This is a genomic window from Paenibacillus sp. LjRoot153 (genome assembly GCF_964253085.1).
Taxonomy (GTDB): Bacteria; Bacillota; Bacilli; order Paenibacillales; family NBRC-103111; genus Paenibacillus_E.
Window position 1 is genome coordinate 1,335,617 of sequence record NZ_CAXUQH020000001.1, and the last position, 22,066, is coordinate 1,357,682.

Annotated in this window: 10 protein-coding genes and 1 pseudogene; 10 read left to right on the forward strand and 1 reads right to left on the reverse strand. The window is 49.5% G+C overall.

Annotated elements, in window-relative coordinates:
* The 7 genes and pseudogenes from ACSQ8P_RS05950 to ACSQ8P_RS05980 form a co-directional block, all read left to right on the forward strand.
* Positions 1–1,962 carry a DUF6259 domain-containing protein gene (locus ACSQ8P_RS05950; RefSeq protein WP_436234345.1) on the forward strand — a complete coding sequence of 654 codons (1,962 nt, stop codon included), beginning with the start codon at positions 1–3 and terminating at the stop codon, positions 1,960–1,962.
* 134 nt (positions 1,963–2,096) lie between these two features.
* The gene (locus ACSQ8P_RS05955; protein ID WP_436234346.1) at positions 2,097–6,308 is read left to right on the forward strand and encodes an Ig-like domain-containing protein; all 4,212 of its coding nucleotides are present in this window, start codon (positions 2,097–2,099) and stop codon (positions 6,306–6,308) included.
* A gap of 343 nt (positions 6,309–6,651) precedes the next feature.
* Positions 6,652–8,877 carry a helix-turn-helix domain-containing protein gene (locus ACSQ8P_RS05960; RefSeq protein ID WP_436234347.1) on the forward strand — a complete coding sequence of 742 codons (2,226 nt, stop codon included), beginning with the start codon at positions 6,652–6,654 and terminating at the stop codon, positions 8,875–8,877.
* A 237-nt stretch (positions 8,878–9,114) separates the two neighbouring features.
* Complete coding sequence (locus ACSQ8P_RS05965; RefSeq protein ID WP_436234348.1) at positions 9,115–9,960, forward strand: ABC transporter permease; 846 nt, start codon at positions 9,115–9,117, stop codon at positions 9,958–9,960.
* Positions 9,961–9,969: 9 nt separating this feature from the next.
* Positions 9,970–10,839 (forward strand): carbohydrate ABC transporter permease, encoded by an 870-nt coding sequence (locus ACSQ8P_RS05970; protein ID WP_436234349.1) that lies wholly within the window; start codon positions 9,970–9,972, stop codon positions 10,837–10,839.
* A gap of 35 nt (positions 10,840–10,874) precedes the next feature.
* A complete protein-coding gene (locus ACSQ8P_RS05975) occupies positions 10,875–12,440 on the forward strand; it encodes an extracellular solute-binding protein (RefSeq protein WP_436234350.1) in 1,566 nt (521 codons plus the stop codon).
* Positions 12,441–12,527: 87 nt separating this feature from the next.
* A pseudogene (locus ACSQ8P_RS05980) lies at positions 12,528–13,385 on the forward strand (discoidin domain-containing protein); the annotation flags it as partial.
* Positions 13,386–13,391: 6 nt separating this feature from the next.
* On the opposite strand, the gene ACSQ8P_RS05985 reads toward ACSQ8P_RS05980, so the two are convergent.
* Positions 13,392–13,667 (reverse strand): hypothetical protein, encoded by a 276-nt coding sequence (locus ACSQ8P_RS05985; protein WP_436239678.1) that lies wholly within the window; start codon positions 13,665–13,667, stop codon positions 13,392–13,394.
* A 30-nt stretch (positions 13,668–13,697) separates the two neighbouring features.
* Here ACSQ8P_RS05985 and ACSQ8P_RS05990 point away from each other — a divergent pair, with 30 nt between their 5' ends.
* From ACSQ8P_RS05990 to ACSQ8P_RS06000, 3 genes are all read left to right on the forward strand, one after another.
* Positions 13,698–17,120 (forward strand): CBM96 family carbohydrate-binding protein, encoded by a 3,423-nt coding sequence (locus ACSQ8P_RS05990; RefSeq protein WP_436239464.1) that lies wholly within the window; start codon positions 13,698–13,700, stop codon positions 17,118–17,120.
* 444 nt (positions 17,121–17,564) lie between these two features.
* The gene (locus ACSQ8P_RS05995; protein WP_436234351.1) at positions 17,565–19,754 is read left to right on the forward strand and encodes a family 78 glycoside hydrolase catalytic domain; all 2,190 of its coding nucleotides are present in this window, start codon (positions 17,565–17,567) and stop codon (positions 19,752–19,754) included.
* A 34-nt stretch (positions 19,755–19,788) separates the two neighbouring features.
* The gene (locus ACSQ8P_RS06000) at positions 19,789–22,041 is read left to right on the forward strand and encodes an AraC family transcriptional regulator (RefSeq protein WP_436234352.1); all 2,253 of its coding nucleotides are present in this window, start codon (positions 19,789–19,791) and stop codon (positions 22,039–22,041) included.
* The last annotated feature ends 25 nt before the right edge of the window (positions 22,042–22,066 follow it).

Consider the following 22,066-nt stretch of genomic DNA (forward strand, 5'->3'; position numbering starts at 1 on the left):
ATGACTTTTTCACTTAAGGCAGGACAATTACAGTTTGCTGTAGATCCGCAGGGACGATCCGTACGATGGTCGGCGGAGGGACTTCTATTACAAGAGAGTGCAGGAGCGGATTTCTGGAGAATTCAACTGGATGACGGCGAGTTTCGCGACATGTCCGTTCGTTCAAGTCTTCAGAGCGGGACGGTAACCGAAATTGAGGGTGGATTGGCTATCCAATACAATCAGCTCGAAGCAGAGGACGGGAATACCTATCCCGTATTGTTTCGGGTGCAGGTCCTCGTAGAAGGAGAGCAATTGCACTTCTCATACAAGGTAACCAATCAGAGCGAAGTAAGGGTTAATGAGGTCAAACTTCCGTTCGTAGATGTATCCGTCGTTGCAGATGAACAGCGTTCTCGCGATGTCCTGTACCGCAGTCAGGGGCATGGACACCGACTTGCAGATCCTTGGACGGCAATTGACAAGGCTCATACTGAATACATGTCCAGTGATGACCATGAGATTTGGCTCGACATGACCTATCCGAGTTTCGGCAGTATGGCTTGGTTCGGTGTGCAGAGCGGTTCGCATTTCTTTTATGTAGGAAGGCATGATGACAACTTCACTACGTGTGTGTTGGCCGCAGGAATAGGCCCGCGCAACAGCGATCCGCGTCTCGTTCTAGCCGTTTCTCAGTTTCCTTTGGTGCAAGGAGGAGAAGAAGTTTCCTCCCCAACCTCTGTAGTCGCCTTCGTTCCCGGGGATTGGCGGCAAGGCTCGGCCATTTACCGGCAATGGGCGGACGGTTGGTTTAGTGAACCGCAGAAACCCGATTGGGTACAGAAGCTCCCGGGTTGGCAGCGAATCATTATGAAGCATCAGTTCGGCAAAATTTACTTCCGTTATGAAGATTTACCCCGAGTCTACGAGGAAGGCAAGGCAGTCGGGGTGGAAATGATTCTGCTCTTCGGATGGTGGAAAGGCGGCTTCGATAACGGTTATCCGGTTTATGAACCTGATCCTGCTCTTGGCGGAGAAGAAGGGTTTAAAGCAGCGATTGCGGAAGTGCAGCGTCGGGGGGGACGTGTTGCGCTTTACACAAATGGTGTATTGATCGATGTAAAATCAGACTATTACAAGGAAACCGGATATCGGATTTGCCGTAAAAATATTGATGGCATGGAGTACAGGGAGCATTATAAATTCAACAATGACGGCATGCTGCTGCGCAATTTTGGCTACAAAAGCTTTGTGTCTGCCTGTCAGGCGACCGATGAATGGAATAAGCATCTTACCCAGATCGGTCAACAAAAACTAAGCTACAACCCGGACTCCATTTTCTACGATCAGATCGCTGGACATTTTCCACATCTCTGTTTCGATGCTTCGCATGATCATGGAAACCGGGGGGATAACGAGACGGTTTATCGGCGGCGCAATTTGCAGCAAATGCGTGAATTATGCACAGGGGATAAAGCTTTCGGCTCTGAATTCGTTGTCGACTGCTATGCGCCTCTCCTGGATTTCCATCATAGTTGCCAATACGCGAGTTTTAAAGACGAAGAGTCGTTCCCTGAGCTTTATCGGCAAACGTTCCCCGAGACGATTATGTCCAATCGCTACATGCATGATGAGAGAAGCGATTTTAAACAGCAGCTTCACTTCGCTTTTGTGTATGGATACCGCTTTGACATTGCTATTTACCGCTCTCGGGCAACAGTGACTGCGGCTCCGGCCTATGCGAGCCACGTTAAGGAACTGATCGCCTTACGCGATCGCTACGCCGAATTTTTCTATCACGGTACTTTTTCACTGGGTACTGATATGGAGCTGCCTGAGGGAATCATCAAAACGGAATACGTTCATCATGCGAGAAGACTCTTCGTATTTTGGAATGATACCGCTGAGGAGAAGCAGATTTCTTTCCAAAACCGAGTGATTCGTTTGGGAGCCAATGAATTCCAATGTGAGATTGTGGAATAAGTAGTTTGTAAGAGGGGGCAGCAAGGCTGCTCTGTGTTCAAGTAGGCACGGAACAACCTTGTTGTTTTCTTTTTAGATTGAAAGTGAAACGCTTACATTATTGAATTATATAATAAAGAAAGGGTGGATGCATGATGTATAAAAAGATAATGTCGGGGCTCATTTTATGTACTCTTCTAGTTTCGTTGTTACTCCCGCTACCTAAAGGATTTGCCGCCGGAAGTACAGGCGTCCTTCAATTTCAGGATGATTTCAGTGCAGGGATGTCACTGTGGAATGGAATTAACGGGTCATGGGTCGTCGATAACGGCGCACTTCGCGTTACATCGTCCAGCTCGAACAATATTGAGATGAAAGGGACGAATTCGGTTTGGCAGGATCAAATCGTTGATTTTAGGCTGAAAATCTTGGAAACGCCAGGAGGTGGATTTACAAGAGTATATACGAGATATAGTAGCAATACCAGCAATTTGAGCTTGATGATCCGGCCTATCGGGTTAAGTTATACCATTAATGGGTCTAGCGAGGTGTCCCTTTCCGGCTATAAATTTACCGTTGGCAGTAACTACGACATCAAGATGAATATATCGGGAAGCACGGCAACCGTATATGCAAAAACTGAATCGGAAACCAATTATACGAGTGTAGGAACGATTACGGGTGTACCCGTTCAAAGCGGAAAGGTCAGATTTTCAACCTTCAACGATAAAGCGCAGCTCGATAATGTAAGCGTTGTCAATTTGCGCGATTCGGCTTTTATGGCTAACGGAAACATATTGTCTTCTTTGAACGTGGGAAGTCAATCCAATTTGCAATTAATAAATGCGACTGGAAATTCGGTTATATGGACTTCTGGCGATGCGGCGAAGGTAACTGTTGATGGAAACGGTGTGGTTACCGGGTTAAGCAGAGGACTAGTTACTATTACTGCCGCTACGGCAGACAATTTGTCGCAAGTGAAATTCGATATCTATGTGAAAGATCCGGTGGATTCCATAGGGGTGTTGCAGTTCCAGGACGATTTCAGCAATGGTATGAATCTATGGAATCCTGTACAGGGCACTTGGATGGTTGATAATTCCCGCTTATCTTCGACAACAACCGCTTCCTCTCTGATTGAACTCAAAGGGGCGAATGCACAATGGAGAAATCAGACGATTGCGATGCGGTTTAATCGTGGAGACAATTTGGCCGGAAACTTCATTTCCATTAAGCTTAGATATGTGAGCGAATCCGATTACACACGGCTGCTGATCAGGGGGACCGGATTAAGCTATATTAAAGCAGGCGGTACGGAGCAGTCTTTTTATTCCGGGACATTTAATCAAGGGGTAGATTACGATATCAAACTGGCTGCTTTGGACGATTCGGTTCAAGTATATGTAAAAACCGCAGCGGATGCTGATTATACGTTTGCGGGAGCCATTTCCAACGTTGCTTATTCATTTGGCAAGGTGCAGTTGACTACTTACAATCTAAAGGCGACTATTGATGATATTAAAATTTGGAACCATGAAAGCTCGAAGTTAGTCATGGGCACCAAGCTGGCCGCTTACGCCAGAGGAAATAGCGCGCCTATTCCGATCACCAATAAAACTGGCAAGAATGTCGTATTGAGCTCAAGCAACCATGCTGTAGCAACAGTCGATCAAACTGGTGTTGTCACAGCCGTCGCAAAGGGGCAGGCTACTATTACCGCTGCAACGTATGACGGTTCTTATCATGATAAGAGTGACGTTGTCGTCTATGTCCGGCCAACAGGCGTTTCCCTAAATAAGGCCAGTACTTCGCTATATGTAGGGGAATCCGAGGAACTTACAGCGACGATCGCTCCAACTGATGCCGATAACTTGTTCACCGTATGGTCAATCAGCGACCCATCCGTGGCAAGCTTGGTCGGCGGAGCAAGCAAGTCTAGAGCCATCAAAGCGTTGTCCGCCGGGACGACGACGGTTACTGTTACTACGGTAGACGGCGGATTTTCGGCCACAACCCAGGTTACGGTGAATCCTATACCGGGTCCAACCGTTTCATCGGCGGAATTCCAGATCGATACGACTCCGAATGCTTTGTCGCCTTATCTATTAGGGGTGCATAACGAACAAGTTTTAAAAATCGGCAGGGTGACCGATTTTCAACCTGCAAGTCATGATAATCTCGGCATGGAACTCAAGCTGCAAAACGTGCGTGGTCCGGATGGAACAGGTGCTGATTTCTACATGTATAACGAAGGTACCCTTATTAATTCGAAGGATCCGCGTTATCAGCAATTTTACGGAAATAAAACGATCGGGGCTATTGAAAATGTAAGCTTAAAGCCGGGTTTTCCTGGGCTATCCCTTGCGAATTCGTACCATCTGGCTAATACTTTGGGTGTGCCGTACGTATATGACTTGAACGTCATCTCACAGTCGGTAGATGAAATTATGACTCAAATTCGGCAGATGAAGCAGCTGACAACCCAGCCTATTTATGTGGAAATGGGGAATGAGCTATATTCCATTTTCTTTGATAAAGCATTTCCATCGGTAAACGAGTACATTGCAAAATGCAAATTGATTTATCAGGGCATCAAAAACATCGACCCAACCATAAAAGTTGGTATTGTCGCGGTCGCAAAAGACCTTGAAGACAGGATCGCTGCTGACCCCAATAATCAGCCAGATCCTAACGTCGACTGGGGAGCAACGCAGGGGGGACGGGTTGCTGCTTGGAACCAGAGCCTGGCGCAAGACACCAGTTTCTACGATGCGATCATCGTCCATGTGTATTCCCCTATTCCGTATCTGAATGATTTGACGAACAGCAAGATGATGGACTATTTGTATACGTATAACCAAAGCGCATTGGAAGGGCTCATCATTCAAAAAAATCAATTCCCGGGCAAGGAAATGTGGGTAACGGAATGGTCCTCGCTTCCGACGGTCATTTTCGGAGAGACGGACTTAAACGAGAAGGCACGCAAACAGTTCATGAAGACACCAGGATTTGCGATCCACAGTATGGAACGGGTGCTGCAAATGATCGAGTCAGGCGCAGTGACGATTACCGACGTGCACGCGATGGTGGATACTCAGGGGTTTGGAATCGTGCAGCAGGCATCGAATGGCGATCTCGTCAAATTACCGAATTTTCATGTATTTAAAGCATTGGGCGATTTGCTTGACGCAAACAGCAGTTTCTACAAGATCAATCTCGCACAGGGCAATGTTCAAAATGAAAAACTTCGCTTTATAGCAACGAATGTATATTATAATGTCGCGGATGTTGGCGCATGGGGATTCGGCGATGCAAGCGGCATTAAGAAGGTCGTATTTGCCAACCGCACGATGAACCCAGTTAACGTATCCGTACCAGGAGCGGCGCTCAAGACGAATTGGATATACGGGGGAGAAAATCCTTTGCCGGATTACCTCACCAATCCGAATGCGAGCTGGCTGGACGCTCCTCAGGTCAATCCGTTGCCAGAGGCACCTGTCTCAAGTTTTGCCGGACAGATCCAATTGAAGCCTTATTCGATGACGATCGTAGACATTGCAGACATGACAGTGCCGACTGCATCGGTCGCATATAGCAGCACAACACCGACCAATGATATTGTAGTAGCGTCCATTACGCCAAGCGAACATGTAACGATCACGAACAACGGGGGGGCAAACAGCTACTCGTTCCTCATGAACGGCAGCTTTACTTTTGAATTTGTTGATGATGCAGGCAATCAAGGTACTGCGACCGCAACCGTAAACAACATGATTACGAAAAGCAAAGGTGTGCCGGGAAAACCTGATCTATCTAATGACAATGGATTTGATACTGGCATTCAAGACGGTAATTACAGGGTGAAAATGGATATGTGGTGGGGAGATAACGGTAGAATCTATAAGCTGTATGAAAATGATGTGCTCATCGAGACCCAAATTCTTGTGGATAATTCACCGAGTGCCCAATCTACCGTAACGTCAGTTACCTACAAGATGAATGGGACCTACCGCTACTACGCTGAACTCACCAATACTTTTGGCACAACGAGAAGTGACATTATGACCGTTATCGTTACTCAGGCAACACCGGCTAAACCGGTCCTTTCAAATGACAATTGGGATGGCGACGGGAATTTCAAAGTCAGCATGAATATGTGGTGGGGAACCAATGGCGGTGTGTATTATTTATATGAGAACGGTGTTCTCATTTATACACAAGCACTGACGAGTAATTCACCGTACGTCCAAGGGGGAGTAACGACCATAACGAATAGAGCAATTGGCACCTATCAATATCGTGGTGAGCTCGTCAACTATGCGGGAACCACTTCCAGTGATACGAAGATAGTAAATGTAACCAAGTAGTAAGATCAAATTAAGGTGTTTTTTCATAAGCACGTTAAAATTTTACTGATGGCGAGGCTCATTTAACCCCAATCTGAAAACAGGTCGCAATTACAAAAATCCATCCTTGAGGGATGGATTTTTGCTTTATTTCATTTTCACAATTGGTGATTGTCCAAATACGTTTGCAGGAACTAATTGTGTTTTTGCGGAAAACCATCAATCTACGCGATCTGCGCGGCAGTACGACACTTCCGAGAGCAGATTCGTGAAGAAATCGCGATAGCAAAATATTGATGATAGACAGACCGTCGCCTTACGGTTATAGTATCTGAATCTCTTTCGTAGATAGAGGAGGGTTCCCATGATCAAAAAAAGATTTTTTCTCAAGCTGCTGTCCGCCTATCTGGTGCTGGTGATTCTCTATACACTGATTGCGGCAGGCTTATTCATTTACCAGAGCAACGAGCACGTCAACCGGGAACTGTACCGCAAGCAGGCGGTCTATCTGGAACAAATGCGCGATCAGGCGGATATGAAATTGCGCTTCGCACTTACGCTGTCGGACCAGATGAAGGAACAGGAGACGATTGTCGCGTACGCGCGCAATCCGCAGCGGGACTATGCGAACATTACGAGCATCTATAATGAGCTTCAGAAGAGCAGCAATGCGTTCCGTGACTTCGGCTACCGGATAGACATTACCAAGGACAATGACGATCTGGTCATCACGCCCAGCTACACGATTACAAAGGACCGGTACTGGAACGAAATGGGCTTGACGCCCGATTCGAACGAGGCCGAAGACATGGGGGTGCGGCGGACTCCGAAGCCATACGAAGCCGATACTCTGATTACACTTACGAAAAAAGTGGAAGTGCTCTCGGGCAGCGCTTTGTACTTCTATTTATCCTTCCACGAACGTTATCTACTGCCGGTACTCGGGCTTGACGGCGAAAGTGCCATCGCCATTCTGGATGGGGAGCGGCTGCTCGCCTACAAGTCCGCTTTCCAGCCGGAGCGGAAAGATGAGGTTCGCGATAACGTGCTGCCGACGGTTCAGTCAGGAAAAGACGGCCTTTCGTTCCGAGACGGTTTGTCCGTGCATACGCTGCGCTCCCAGGTGTTGCCAACTTGGACGTTTGTCTACGTGGCGGAACGGTTCGCCCCCTGGTCGGCGATGAAGGAACAGTTAACGGTAACGGGTTTTGTCTATGTACTGCTGCTGCTGCTCGGCGGGGGCCTGGCCTACTGGATTTCCCGCCGGATGTACCTGCCGATCGGCCATGTCGTCAGCTTGCTGCGCTCGGATGAAGACCTAGAGGAGAAGGATTCGGAGGAAAGGGATGAATTTACGTTTATACGTGATACGACAGCCCGGATGAAGAGGGCTAACGTACAGATGCGGCAAGCGATGATGCAAAGCAAGGTTTCGCTCAAGGACAAGCTGCTGCGGGACATGCTCCATGGCTTGCTGCCGCAGGAACGGGCGGCCGCTGAGCTGGAGAAGCACGGCCTCGTCTGGCTAGCCTCGCCAAGCCTGGTATGCGTTGTTGAATTCGCCAGCTATTCGGAGGTGGCGAGCCACTACACGAAGGAAGCTCTCGTTACGTTTAAGTCGCAGCTCCAATTGCTGCTCTCGGAGCGGCTGAGTAAGGAAGGCTTGTGCGAAGTATTCGATTTCGACTACCGTCGCATGGGCATCATGCTGCAGGGGGACGATAGCGAACTGGCGAAGCGGATCGTAAGCTCGGTGCTGATGGAGATCGAGGCGAGCGTCGGCTTGCGTCTGGTCGCTGCGCTGGGCGACCCGGTTCTGGCGGGCGGCGAGTGGGAAAGGGCTTACCGGCAGGCGGTGCAGTGGCTGGATTATGGGGTACTGCGCACCTCCCGTCTCGTCATCGTGCGAAGCGATCTGGACGGACAGATGAACGACCGGTTTTATTATCCGCTCGATGGGGAGCGCGAGCTGATCGGGAGTGTCATTCGCGGACAACGGGAGAACGTTTTCCTCCTGCTGCAGCGGTTGTTGGATGAGAATCGGAGCAGGGAGGCGATCGGCGGAACCGGCTGGACGCATTTCGTATACGCACTACAAAACACGGTAAACCGGATTCTCCAGCAGTTGAACAAAGTACTGGATACGGATGAGGGCGAAGTGGCGGAGGCACTCCGGAAGCTTCATCATGCGGCTGAGGATGTCGAGGCAAGGTCAGCCTTGTTTGAGCTGTTCGAGCGGTTGATCGGACTCATTCATTCGGAGCAGACGATGCTGGATCAGACACAGATGCAGGGCATCGTCGACTACGTGCATGAGCATTACACTCGCGACCTGTCTTTGTCGGAGATTGCGGAAATGCATCGATTCTCACTTGGCTATATTAGCGGAGCCTTCAAGAAGCATACGGGTGAAAACTTCAAGGATTACCTAAACCTGTATCGGGTGAAGAAGGCCAAAGAAATTATGGACACGGAGAAGGTGAAAATCGCTGAGCTGGCTTTGCGGGTGGGCTGCAATAACGTTAACACCTTCATCCGCATGTTCCGTAAATATGAGGGTATCTCTCCCGGTCAATATGCGAAGAAATAGCGGGTCTGAACGAAGCTCGATAGCTAAAATACGTCGATTTTCCTCCTTTTCGTGAAATGATGGTGATACCAAAATCATGGTGATAGACGCCTCCAACCCTGTTCGTTAAAGTGAGAACTGTATCCGGGATACGACAAATGATCCTAGAAGTAGGGGGAGTTGAAAGCGCTTTTGGTGGTAACGATCAGAAAGCATATTGTACAGGAATGGCGGCTGTATTTACTGCTGATACCATTCTTGGCTTGGTATGCGTTATTTATGTACAAACCGATGTATGGTCTGCAGATCGCCTTCAAGGATTTCAGCCTGTTCAAAGGCATCGAGGGCAGCGCCTGGGTCGGGCTGGAGCATTTTAAACAATTTTTTAATGGCCCGTATTTCGGGAGAACGCTGAAAAACACGCTGCTGCTCAGCTTATATCAGCTGATCTTCGCCTTCCCAGCGCCGATCGTGCTGGCGCTGCTGCTGAACGAAGTGAGAAACCGGCTTTTCCAGAAATTCGTCCAGACGTTTACGTATTTGCCGCATTTTATTTCCATCGTGGTGGTGGCAGGCATCGTCACGAACTTTCTCGCCCCTTCGACAGGTGTCGTCAATTCCATCCTCCAGCTGTTCGGGGGGGAAAAGCTGTATTTCCTGACGAAGCCGGAGTACTTCCGGATCATCTATATTATTTCCATGGATATATGGAAGGAGATGGGCTTCGGCGCCATCGTGTACATTGCGGCATTGGCCGGGGTGAACCCGGCGCTGTACGAGGCGGCGAAGATCGACGGGGCTGGCCGCTTCCAGCTAATATGGAATGTCACGCTGCCTTCGATCATTCCGACGATTGCGATCATGCTGATCCTCAAGATCGGACAACTGATGGAAGTTGGCTACGAAGCGATTATACTGCTCTATCAGCCCGCAACATATGAGACGGCGGACGTGATCAGCACCTATGTGTACAGGTCCGGTCTGCAGGAAGGGCAGTACGATCTGGCGACAGCCGCTGGGTTGTTCAACGCCAGCGTCAGTCTGCTGCTCGTTATTATGGCTAACCGGCTCAGCAAGAAGCTGACCGAGACTGGACTTTGGTAGGTGAATGGAATGAGAACCTCGTTAGGTGATAAATGCTTCAATGCGGTCAATACGCTCTTGTTATCGATGATTGGACTTGCTGCGCTGTATCCGTTCGTGTATGTGCTGTCGGCCTCGCTGAGCTCTGGCGATGCGGTCGTATCCGGCAAGGTGCTGCTGCTGCCGGTGAACATCAATCTTGAGGCTTATGTCAAAGTCCTGATGCAGAAAAGCATCTGGGTGGCCTACGCCAACACGCTCTATTACACGGTCGTGGGCACGTTGGTAAGCTTGTTTCTGACGATTTGTGGGGCTTACCCACTATCCAAGAAAAGGTTGAAGGGGAAGGGAGTCATCAACTTTCTGATCGCGCTGACGATGTGGTTTCACGCCGGGATGATTCCTTTCTATCTGAATTTGCGGGATATGGGCATGCTGAATGAGCGCTTTACCATCATTATCGCGTTCGCGGTGACGACCTTCTATGTGTTTCTGCTGCGTACGTTTTTCCAAAGCGTGCCCGTGGAACTGGAGGAGGCGGCGAAGATTGACGGCGCAGGCGATTACCGGATTTTATGGACGGTGTACTTGCCGTTGTCCCGGGCTTCGCTGATGACGGTCGGGTTGTTCTATGCCGTTACACGCTGGAATGGGTACTTCTGGGCGATGATCGTCCTGAAGGATAAAGATAAAATTCCGCTGCAGGTGCTGCTGAAGAAGCTGATTGTGGAAAACAACCTGAGCGAGCAGTTGGTCGATTTCGGCTCCGCGACACTCGTTTCCCAGGAGACGGTCATTTACGCCACTATTATTGTTTCCATCATCCCGATGATGGTCGTCTATCCGCTAATTCAGAAATATTTTGCCAAAGGGGCCTTGGTCGGTTCGGTGAAAGGGTAAGTTGGCTCCACTACACATAAGGGGGACGTATAAATATGAAGCAACTGGTATGGAAAAAAGGAGTAGGGGCTGCGCTGACGTTGGTTGTGGCTTTATCGGCGGCAGGATGCGGTCAGGATGCCAAGGAAGCAGTGCCTTCGTCTGCACCGGATCAAGGCCGGGAGTTGGGCAAGCCGGTGGAGTTGACGATGCATATGCATTACGGTGACCGGTATATTTACGACAACAATTTCCCGGTGTTCAAGGAAGCGGCTAAGCGTACGAATGTGACGTTGAAGGGAACCGCATCGCAGACGGCGACCAACAGCAAGGAAATGTTCAATCTGATGATGGTATCCGGCGACATTCCCGACATTGTGCATTACAACGTGAAGGGGGATTTCAACAAATACGGCTCCGAAGGCGCGTTCGCTCCATTAAATGAGCTGATCGACAAGCATGCGCCCAATATTAAGGCGTTCCTGGAGCAACGGCCGGATGTGAAGAAATTCGCTACGGCACCTGACGGCAAGATGTATTTCCTTTCGTTCGTCCCGGATGGACTGGTCGCGAAGGGCTGGTTTATCCGCCAGGATTGGTTGAAAGCGCTTAATATGCAGCAGCCGAAAACGGTTGACGAGCTGTACCAGGTACTAAAGGCGTTCAAGGAGAAGGACCCCAATAAGAATGGCAAGGCTGATGAAATTCCGTACTTCAACCGTGTGAACAAAGGAGGAGCACAAGATCTGCTGCTGTTCTGGAATTCATACCGCGGCATATATGCGGACCAGGGCAAGGTGAAGTATGGCCCTTATGAGGCAAACTACGAGACGGCGGTCGCGAATATTGCCAAGTGGTATAAGGAAGGTTTGATTGATCCAGAAATTTTCACCCGCGGGGCGAAGGCGCGCGAGGTGCTGCTCGGCGATAACGTCGGTGGCGTTTCACATGACTGGTTCTCCAGTACGACGGGCTATAATGATACTCTCAAGGATAAGGTACCGGGCATTCTGTTCGCACCGATGGCCCCCCCGGCCAGCAGCGACGGGGTCATCCGTGAAGAGACGAAGCGGGCTACGGTAAGCGAAAGTGGGTGGGCTATTTCCAGCTCTAATAAGCATCAGGTCGAAACGATCAAATATTTCGATTTCTGGTTTACTCCGGAAGGACGGAGACTGATGAACTTTGGGATCGAAGGCATTCACTACGATCTCGTAGACGGCAAGCCGAAATTCAAGAACAGTCTGCTGACAGGCAGTAAGCCGGTGCTTGAGGCGCTGCAGGCGGATGGGGCGCAGATGGAAGTTGGCTTCCATCAGGATTTTGCCTATGAGGAGCAATGGACGAACAAGACGGCGTTGGCCGGAGTGAAGGAATACAACGAGAAGAAATACCCGATCGAGCAGTTTCCGGTGCTGACGTTTACGGATGGGGAGAAGAAAAAGCTTGATTCGATCATGAAGAGCATCCAGACGTTCACCGACGAGAAATTCCAGAAGTGGGTGCTGGGCTCTGAGCCGGTAGCTGGCAACTTCGAGAAGTTCCGTCAGCAGCTCAAGGAGATGGGACTGGATGAAGTGATCAGTATTCAGCAGGCTGCTTATGACCGGTATATGAAATAGGCTTAGCGATATGGAAAACGGTTGATCGTTCGCCCGGATGACCGGGCGTACGGATCGGCTTATCCTAACGAGAAAGAGGGACATAGGATGAAGAGGATAAAACGGATTTTGAGCACGGGAGTGGCGGGGCTGCTTCTGTTTTCTTCGCTGGCATGGGCACCGGCTCAGGGAGCAGAAGCAAACGGAGGCGGACAAGAGCTTGGGGCCGGCGAGACAGTGGTTCAGGCTGCTTCTGCAACCGAAGTTGTGAAAGCGCTTACGATTGTGGCTGCCAGCGCTAGTATGAGTGATGAGAATATCCCTGACAATGCGATCGATCATGATCTGACGACCCGTTGGTCGGCTAGTGGCGTCGGTCAATGGCTGCAGCTCGACTTGGGGGCGATACAGCCGATCGGCTATATCGGCATGGCCTTTTATCGGGGCGACCAGCGTAGTCTGAAGTTCGATATTCAGGTGTCCGCCGATGCCGACTCCTGGACGACCGTGTTCTCGGGCAGCGGTAGCGGCACCTCGGTGCAACTGGAGGCGTTCGGTTTCACCCCAACCACGGGCAGATATGTGCGGATTGTGGGGCTCGGCGCCGGATCGACGGACTGGAACAGTATTACTGAGGTCCAGGTATATAAGCCGCATCCGGACGGCTTCGTACTGAGTCCGCTTGAGCTTCCCCCGACCGGTCCCGATCCGGCGGCGCTGCCTCATACGAGACCGGGGCTGTATGAGCCGGACGGGACGTCCCATTCGGTGCCCGAGCTTCCTGTGGTGACGGGGCGGACGCTTAATGTCGTGGATTTCGGTGCGACGACGGCGGATACCGGGACGGAAGACGCCGCTGCGATCCGGGCAGCGATCGCAGCGGCGCAGCCCGGGGACGAGGTGTACTTTCCCAATGGGCATTACCAGTTAACCAGCACGGCGAGTGACAGCGCTTCGCACCTGCTGCTGCACTCAGGCATTCAGCTTCGTGGGGAAAGCGAGGAAGGAGTGCTGCTCGTCTCCGACCATGCCAAGAACATCGGCGACTATGCGACGAATGAAGGCATCATCTTGCGTATCGCGGGTCAGCAGGGCATTGCCGTTCGGAGCATGACGCTGACGGCAAGCTGGCAGGGTGCGTATCCGACGAGCACGACGGTAGCCAATCCCGAGCGGGGCGGTCCGAAGACCGCTGTCTTGATTACGGCGGCCAACGGGAATCCGTCGCGCGACATCATTCTCGACCATGTGACGATCGAGAAGTTCCAGCGCGTTGGCGTGCTTGTCCGCAGCAGCCGCGATGTCGTTATCCAGTATGCCACGCTACGCAATGCGACTGATACCGCCGAGGGCGGAGCGGGCTACGGGGTGTCGTTGGAGGGGGTGTCAAAGGAAAGCCGGTTGGGCCGGGCCAACGATTCGCTATTCAACGTGGTGCGCAACAGCCGCTTCTATGGGCCGTCCCTTCGCCATGGCATCCTGTTGAGCAATTGGACGCATAATAATCTGATTGCGGACAATGAGCTGTATCAGACGAAGCTGGACTCGATCGATATGCACGGCGAGGATGAATATATGAATGAATTCGTTGGTAACACTGTGATCGGCAGCGGCGAAGCAGGCTTCGGCGTCGGCAATCCGGGGGCGACGCATGACGCAGCCGGACCGGGCAACTACATCCATCACAACCGTATCGAGAATTCGGCCCTGTATGGGATTCAGGTTTATCTGGGGTCACCAGATACGGTGATTGCCCATAATGTCATCGCCAACTTCATGAAGCCCAGTACGACGGGAATCCGATTGAAAAATGCTCCGGGCACCCAGGTTCGGGATAATGTGATTGAGAACAATACGGGGCCGGGCTTCTGGGCAATTCATACGTTGTACGATATCGGGAATCCAAGCGACGGGGGCAACGGCGCAGGTGAGCCCCGCGACATCAGGATTGAAGGCAATCGGATCGTGAGCAATACGAACGGAATTTTCATCGAGGCGGGCACGGGGATTGTGCTGTCCGGCAATGAATTGTCGGGCAATACGGGCATCGACTATGACAACCGGACGGTGACAGTGCGCGATTTTGTACCAGTGGCCGATGTGTCGGTCCGACAAGGGACATCGACCAATACGGGGACGGATAGATCGTTGATCGTCCAGGGAGGTAATAACCTCTCCACGCGCCAGTCGTTTTTGAAGTTTGATCTGGGCACCCTCACCGGATCTGTCAGCTTGGCTAAGCTACTGGTATACGGTAGGGCCTCGGCCTCGGGCAGCGATACGGTGAACAGCCTGTATGGTGTGGACAGCGACGACTGGATCGAGTCTGGTAGCTCCGGTATGGTCTGGGCGAATAAGCCTGCGTTGGGCGGTAAGCTGTCGACGGCGCTCTTCACCAAGGACGATTATGCGTGGCGGGTTTTCGATGCTACAGATTATGTGAGGGCGCAGCTGAACGCCGGTGGTGATCACGAAGCGGCCGCGGGGATCGTGTCGCTCGCAGTTGTGCAGGATACTTCTCTGGGTGTGTACACACTGTTCAACAGCCGGGAGACGAGCGACCATCAGCCATACTTACGGATTGAGACGTCCGCAACGCGTGAGCTGGAGAGCGTCACACTTACGGCCGACAAACAGCTTCTAGGCATAGGCCAGCAGGCACAGTTGCAAACGGCTGGAGTGATGAACTCGGGTTTCGCGGCACAGCTTGGGAGTGCGATGATCCGGTATGAGAGCCTTACGCCCAGCTTGGCGGAGGTCAATACCATTGGACAGGTCACGGCGCTGGGTGAAGGCACAGCGGTCATTCGCGTTACGGTAACGCTGAACGGCGTTTCGCGTAGCGCAGAAAGCTTTATCCAGGTGATCGACGGTAACGTGACGAAACTGCTGCCAACCGATGATGCTTATGTGCGTGGAGGCAGCTATGCTAACTCGAATTACCGGACGAGTAATCTCGAGATTAAGAAGGACGGCAGCGAGAGCTTTACCCGTGAAAGCTTCATCAAGTTTGATGTGAGCGGTCTGGATGGCGAAATTACGAATGCTAGGCTGATGATGTACGGCATTGGAAGCCCTTCTGCGGTCACAGCGGACGTGTACCGGACTAACGCGGCTTGGTCGGAAGGGACGGTGACGTGGAATACGAAGCCCGCCCGGCTGGACCGGTTGGCCGGACTAGGACTCGCCGCCGATTGGGGATGGAGCGAGACCGATCTGACAGAGGCCATACGTCTGGTAAAAGCCGATGGCTCCAATGGGCAGATCAGCCTAGGCCTGACGCTGCCTGTAGCAAGCATCAATGCTGTCATCGAGAGCAAGGGAAAGGTGAATGAGCCTTATCTGCTGATCACAACCAAGCGGGCTGAGCCCGATATGGAGCCGCCTGTGGCGACCGTGGGCCAGCCGCTCGATGGAGCAGCCCTGTCGGCTCAAGCGATCAGGATTCATTGGGAGCCATACATCGACAATAGATCGGTAAAGGGCTATTGGATTTACCGGAATGAGCTGCCGTTAGAGACAGTAGCCGCTGATGTATATGCATATACCGATCAGCTTCTTACTCCGTCAACGTCGTATGCCTATTCGCTCAGGGCGTTTGATGACAGCGGTAATCTCTCGGGGCTGAGTAACATCGTTAGCATAGCGACCTGGCAGTCGGATCAGCCGGGAGGCCCTGTAGTTCAGTCTATAAGCTTATCCCATGTTGTGCCATATGTGGAAGCGGGCAAGACTGCGCAATTGCAGCTTAGCGGGAAGATGGAGGACGGTTCCTCTGTGGATATGAGCGTAGCTACTGTGGTTTATAGCAGCGATAACACGTCCGTAATGACCGTGGACGCGCTCGGATTAGTTACAGCGATCAAGCCGGGCAGCTCTAAGATCACGGTGACCGCGAGCATTGGATCCACAGTCAAGACGGCGTCCCTCACGTTGACGGTCCATGAAACGATTGCACCCGTTTCAACAGCTGCGGTGACGCCTGCGCAGCCGGATGGACAAAATGGTTGGTATGTGAATCCGGTAGTAATCACCTTAAGCGCAGCCGACAATCTCTCCGGTGTGGCTACAATGAATTACAGTCTGAACGGTGGCAGCACATGGCAAAGCTACACTGCGCCCGTAACATTGGGCCAAGACGGCAAGTATACGGTAAAATACCGTTCGACGGACAACGCCGGCAATGTGGAAGTTTCAAAAACGATCAGCTTCAATTTGGACGCGACTGCACCGACGATTACGGTATCCGGTCTGGTATACGGTACGTACAGCGATTCTGTGGATATTACATCCGTTATCGAGTTGGACGATCAGTTGTCGGGCGTTGATCCTGTCAAGGTAACGGTAACGCTGGATTCGAATGTAGTACAACAAGGTACGCCGATTGCCCTATATACGCTGCCGCTTGGTATGCATACGTATGTTGTGAGAGCAAGCGATATGGCCGGAAACGAAAAGAGTCAAATTATTACTTTCGAAACTTCAACAAGCATCAATGCCTTAAAGTCACTAGTCACACGTTTTACAAGTGATCATCAAATCGATAATGCTGGAATTGCCAATAGTTTGCTTCAAAAATTGGGGAAAAATAATCTAGAGTCGTTTGTTCACGAAGTGCATGCACAAAACGGAAAACATATTTCGAGTAAAGCTGCATCTTACCTGCTGCGAGACGCTCAATATTTGATTGACCAGCATTAATTTGTTAGTTGCCCTTTCCCTTGTCTATAGGGGAAGGGCATTTTCACATATTTGTAAGAGCTAAGTCGCCTCAGGTTGTTGTAACAAATCAAATATAGTGTGATAACGGCGTCAGACATTCACTGTAGCGAAGAAGCATAAATTTCCCTCTGACAATTCAAGGAGCGTATCCAGCGAGAGGACAACTAGCTGCAATATGTGAATGTTGCGCTTGCCTTAAATCAAGTACAGCACTAGGATTATGGTAAAGAAAGGCAAGGGAATCAGTGGGATGCTGCAGAGAGAAATTTAAGTTTTAACTTTTGTTTGAGAATATTGTTGATCGAGGGAAAATGAACGATTGTTCTACCTTACCTTTCAATTGTACAGTTGGATCGCAGGAGAATTGTAGTTCTCCTGTTAAACTACAAATATTCGAATTCAACTTTAGGGGAGAGATAAGATTTGTCTAAACATTGGCAAGCACGTTGGATAACAGATACCCCGTTTAGATCGATGGAACCATTGGATTTATTTCATAAAGAGATGGATGCAGCTGAATCAGAGGCGCATCGCGAGGATTTGCAGCATCATCATTGGCTTGTAAGGACCACATTTAATCTGGCGTCTGTTGATCTTGAAGCCGTTTCCTTATATATGGATATCACAGCGGATGATTACTACAAGCTGTATCTGAACGGCCGTTTTGTTGCTCAGGGACCGGCTCAGAACGATGCCGGCCACTACTATTACAATCGGATCGAGGTTGGTTCCTTTCTCCAAGCGGGGAACAATGCCATCGCTGTCCACGTGTATTACCAAGGACTAGTTAATCGGGCATATAACAGCGGCGATTACAGGCAGGGGCTTATCGCAGAGCTGACAACGGGCGAACGTGTTCTCGTGAAAACCGATGAGTCTTGGCGAGCTAAACGAGCAGCAGAATACATAAAAGGGGAGACTTTTGGCTATTTGACTCAATTTGTAGAACATATCGATGCCAGAAAGTCGGAGAAAGGCTGGAAGGAGCTTTCCTTTGATGATTCCGCTTGGCTTCCCGTCCACACGAACGATCAAGCGGACTATACGCTCATGGAGCAGCCGACACCTGTTTTATCGGTTTATGAGAAGAAGCCGTATCGCGTAGAAAGAAGGGCTCCCGGTCATTACTGGATTGATTTCGGAGAAGAAATCACGGGTCAGTTTACCATGGAGGCGGAAGGGGAAGCAGGCGCGGAAATCGAAATCCGCTGCGGGGAAGAACTTGAAGCGGACGGACAAGCGGTCAGATTTAACATGCGCTGCAACTGTACGTATCAAGAGCGTTGGACGCTATCCGGGGATTGCGATAGACTGGACTTTTACGATTACAAAGGCTTTCGATACGTGGAAGTGTTTGGCCCCGAACAAGCGATTCGCCCTGATTCGTTTCAAGCGATCGTCAGACACTATCCCTTTAATGAAGAAAGCTGCCGTTTTCAAAGCTCGGATGAATTGATGAACCAAATTTTTCAAATATGTAAAAGCGGCGTCAAATATGGCTCCCAAGAAAACTTTGTAGACTGTCCGACCCGTGAGAAAGGACAATACTTGGGCGATAATACGGTGATCGGGCATGCTCACATGCTCCTCAGCGGCGATTTACGATTGTATAAGAAGGCAATTGAGCAATTTGCACTTAGTTCCTCTACGTGCCCGGGTCTCATGTCAGTCGTTCCGGGAAACTTTATGCAAGAGATTGCTGATTTTTCACTTCAGTGGCCGCTGCAGCTGTTGGAATATTATCGCTACAGCGGGGATCTGACTTTTTTGGGAGACATGTATCCATATGCGGAGCAATTGCTCTGTCATTTTCAAGCTTATGATCGAGGCGACGGATTGTTACACGAAATCACTGATAAATGGAATTTGGTTGATTGGCCAAAGGAGCTGCGCGATGAATACGATTTTGAGCTATCGAAGCCGATAGGTCCCGGTTGCCATAACGTGGTTAATGCGTTTTATCTTGGCTGCATCCAAGCAGTGAATGAGATACGTGATTTGCTGGGGATTTCTTACAAGGATGATCTTCCACGGTTAAAAAGGCGCTTCATCGAAGTTTTTTATGATCCGACTCGCCGTTTATTTACAGATGCGGAGGGAAGCAGTCATCACGCGCTGCATGCCAATGTACTGCCCTTGCTGTTTGATCTGGCTCCGGAGGAATCCGTTCCATCGATTGTAGATCAAATTCGCGAGAAAAGATTTTCGTGCGGCGTGTACTTTTCCTATTTTGTCCTAAAAGCTTTGGCGAGAGTTGGAGAGCATACGTTGATTTACGAGCTTATGAGCTCTGAAGAAGAACATTCTTGGGGAAATATGCTGAAAGAAGGGGCTACGACTTGTTTTGAGGCCTGGGGGAAAGACCAAAAGTGGAATACCAGTCTTTGTCACCCTTGGGCAAGCGCCCCTGTACCCTTGCTAATTGAGGAAATCATCGGACTGAAACCGTCCAAACCGGGGTGGAAGGAGATCTCATTTTCACCAAAAATTCCGGCACACTGGGAGCATTTTACGCTGGAAGTCCGAGTCCCTTCTGGTATGATTCGGCTTGCATACAACCATGGACAGTGGGCCCAGGATTTCCCGCAACAAGTACGGGTGATCCGACACTGACGATAAAAAATATTTGTAAAAAGGAGAGTAAACGATGATAAAGAACATCTCGCTGAACAAGACATGGTTTCGTCGTCTCCTGTTTTCTTATGTAACGATTTTCCTGTTTATTGTGCCTCTCCTCATGTTTATCCTGTTGATGGCATTCAGTGAGTTGTCTCGAAAAACCGCGGTTGAATCGAATAAAATTTTCACCAAGCAAGTGCTCCAATCCGTAGACAATCAGATGAAGTTGATCGATAACACGCTTACGAATGAGATTGCCAGCGATGATATGCTATTTGCTTTTTTTAATCCTGCTTTACGCGACGACCGATTTTATTCAGGCTATTTGTCGTCTGTCAAAGTGAAAAGTCTCATGGCAACGATGCCTCTCATCGACTCGATCTATTTATACAGGCTGTCGGACGATACGGTGCAGACACCCTACTCCGTTTCCAAGTTAGGTGCATTTAACGATAAACAATTGATTATAGAAGCTTTGAAGCAATCCGGACTAAATCAGCAATGGACAGATGTGCGGAAAGGCTACACGGAACAAGGAGAACCCACCGAATTTGTATCGTTAGTGCGATATGTCCCATTGAATTCCGGTAATGACGGTTTAATCGTTGTTAATGTGCAGCTTCAAGCGGTTGCCCGTTTCGTTCAAACACTGACGACGGAAAATTCCAATCATCTCAGCCTTTATGACCGCGAGGGTACGCCTATTTATGGTGATATTCATGGGAACGATTCTCTGATGACGGAGATGCACTCTGATTATTCCGAATGGACCATTTTCAGCAGTGTGGCGAATGGTAATTTGTTTCGTCTTGTCTCTGCGATATCTAAATATTGGATATTCGTTTGTGCGATTTTCTTTAGTATTGGTGTGATATGGATTGTTGTGGTTACCCGACGCAACTATAAGCCTGTAGAAACGATCATACAGCGTATCCAATTATTCTCCCAGCAAAAAAGTGCTGAACTGTTCCGTAAAGGCAATCAAGACGAATTTAAGTTCATCGATACCGCCTTGGTAAATTTGATGGAGCAGTCAAATGCCTATCAGAAGCAGCACGAGGAAGATTTAATTTATAAGCGAAAACACTTCTTTTTCGAATGGATGGATGGGAATCGTCCCTTGAAGGTTGAAGAGTGGCAACAGGAGATGGAGAGCCTCGGAATGCCATGCGATTTTGACTCGCTATGTGTGAGTGTGCTCGAAATTAATAAATATAGTAAATTCGCTAATCTTTATTCAGATCATGATCAAAATTTGCTTAAATTCGTTTTGTGTAGCGTAATTAAGGAAATCGCATTTGGCCGAAATGTAACCATATGGACCGAGTGGACGTCCAAGGATCAATTGACTTTGCTGCACTTGGTCCGGAACGATTCGTCGGAAAGTACGCCCGAGCAGATCGCGAATGATATAGCGAATGACATGATGCAATGGGTGAAGACCTACCTTGGTTTTAATATTACAATGGGCATAGGTTCAGGAGTCGATCGCATAGAACTTGTACATTATGCATACGTTGAAGCGTTGGAAGCACTTCAATATAAACCTACACTAGGTGAGAATAGCGTGATCTGTTATTGGCAGATTAAACCCGAGGGTAAGCAACAGTCACTCGATCTTCTCGAATATATCCGCGCGATTGCCTTTTCATTACGAACGGGGGAAGGAGATTGGCAGGTTAGCTTCGCACAACTTTTCGATGGTATTCGAGCCGGTCGATATGCGCGTAAGGAATTGGACAACCTAATGAGCTACATGATATTTTTCCTTGATAAAGAGTTTACAGACCTACCAGCGGGCGTGCAAAAAATAGGGGCAGACGGTTTGAAGAATAAACTGCAAAAGGCAGTAGACGACTGGGACACGGTGGACGAACTACAGGATATGTTGAGAAATGTTCTTACGGAAACAACAGAAGCGATGGCGACGTTGCGTGAGATGAGCAGCAATCATATGCTTATTCGCAAAATTAAAATGTATATGGAGGAACATTACCAGAATCCGGATTTATCATTGCTTCATTTAAGCGATGTTTTTCATGTGCATATGAAAAGTATTAGTCGTACGTTTAAAGAAGAAATTGGTGAGAATTTTATTGATTATTTGACGCGAATTCGTACGGAACATGCGAAAGAGCTTTTGGTTCAAACCGAACATTCCATACAAGAGATTACGGTCAGAATCGGATATCTGCATCCGAACACATTCATTCGATCATTCAAAAAGCTGGTTGGTCAAACACCAGGAGACTTTCGGAAGACTGCTCAAGTGAAATCATAAAGATGAACTTTGTTGATTGGTGTTT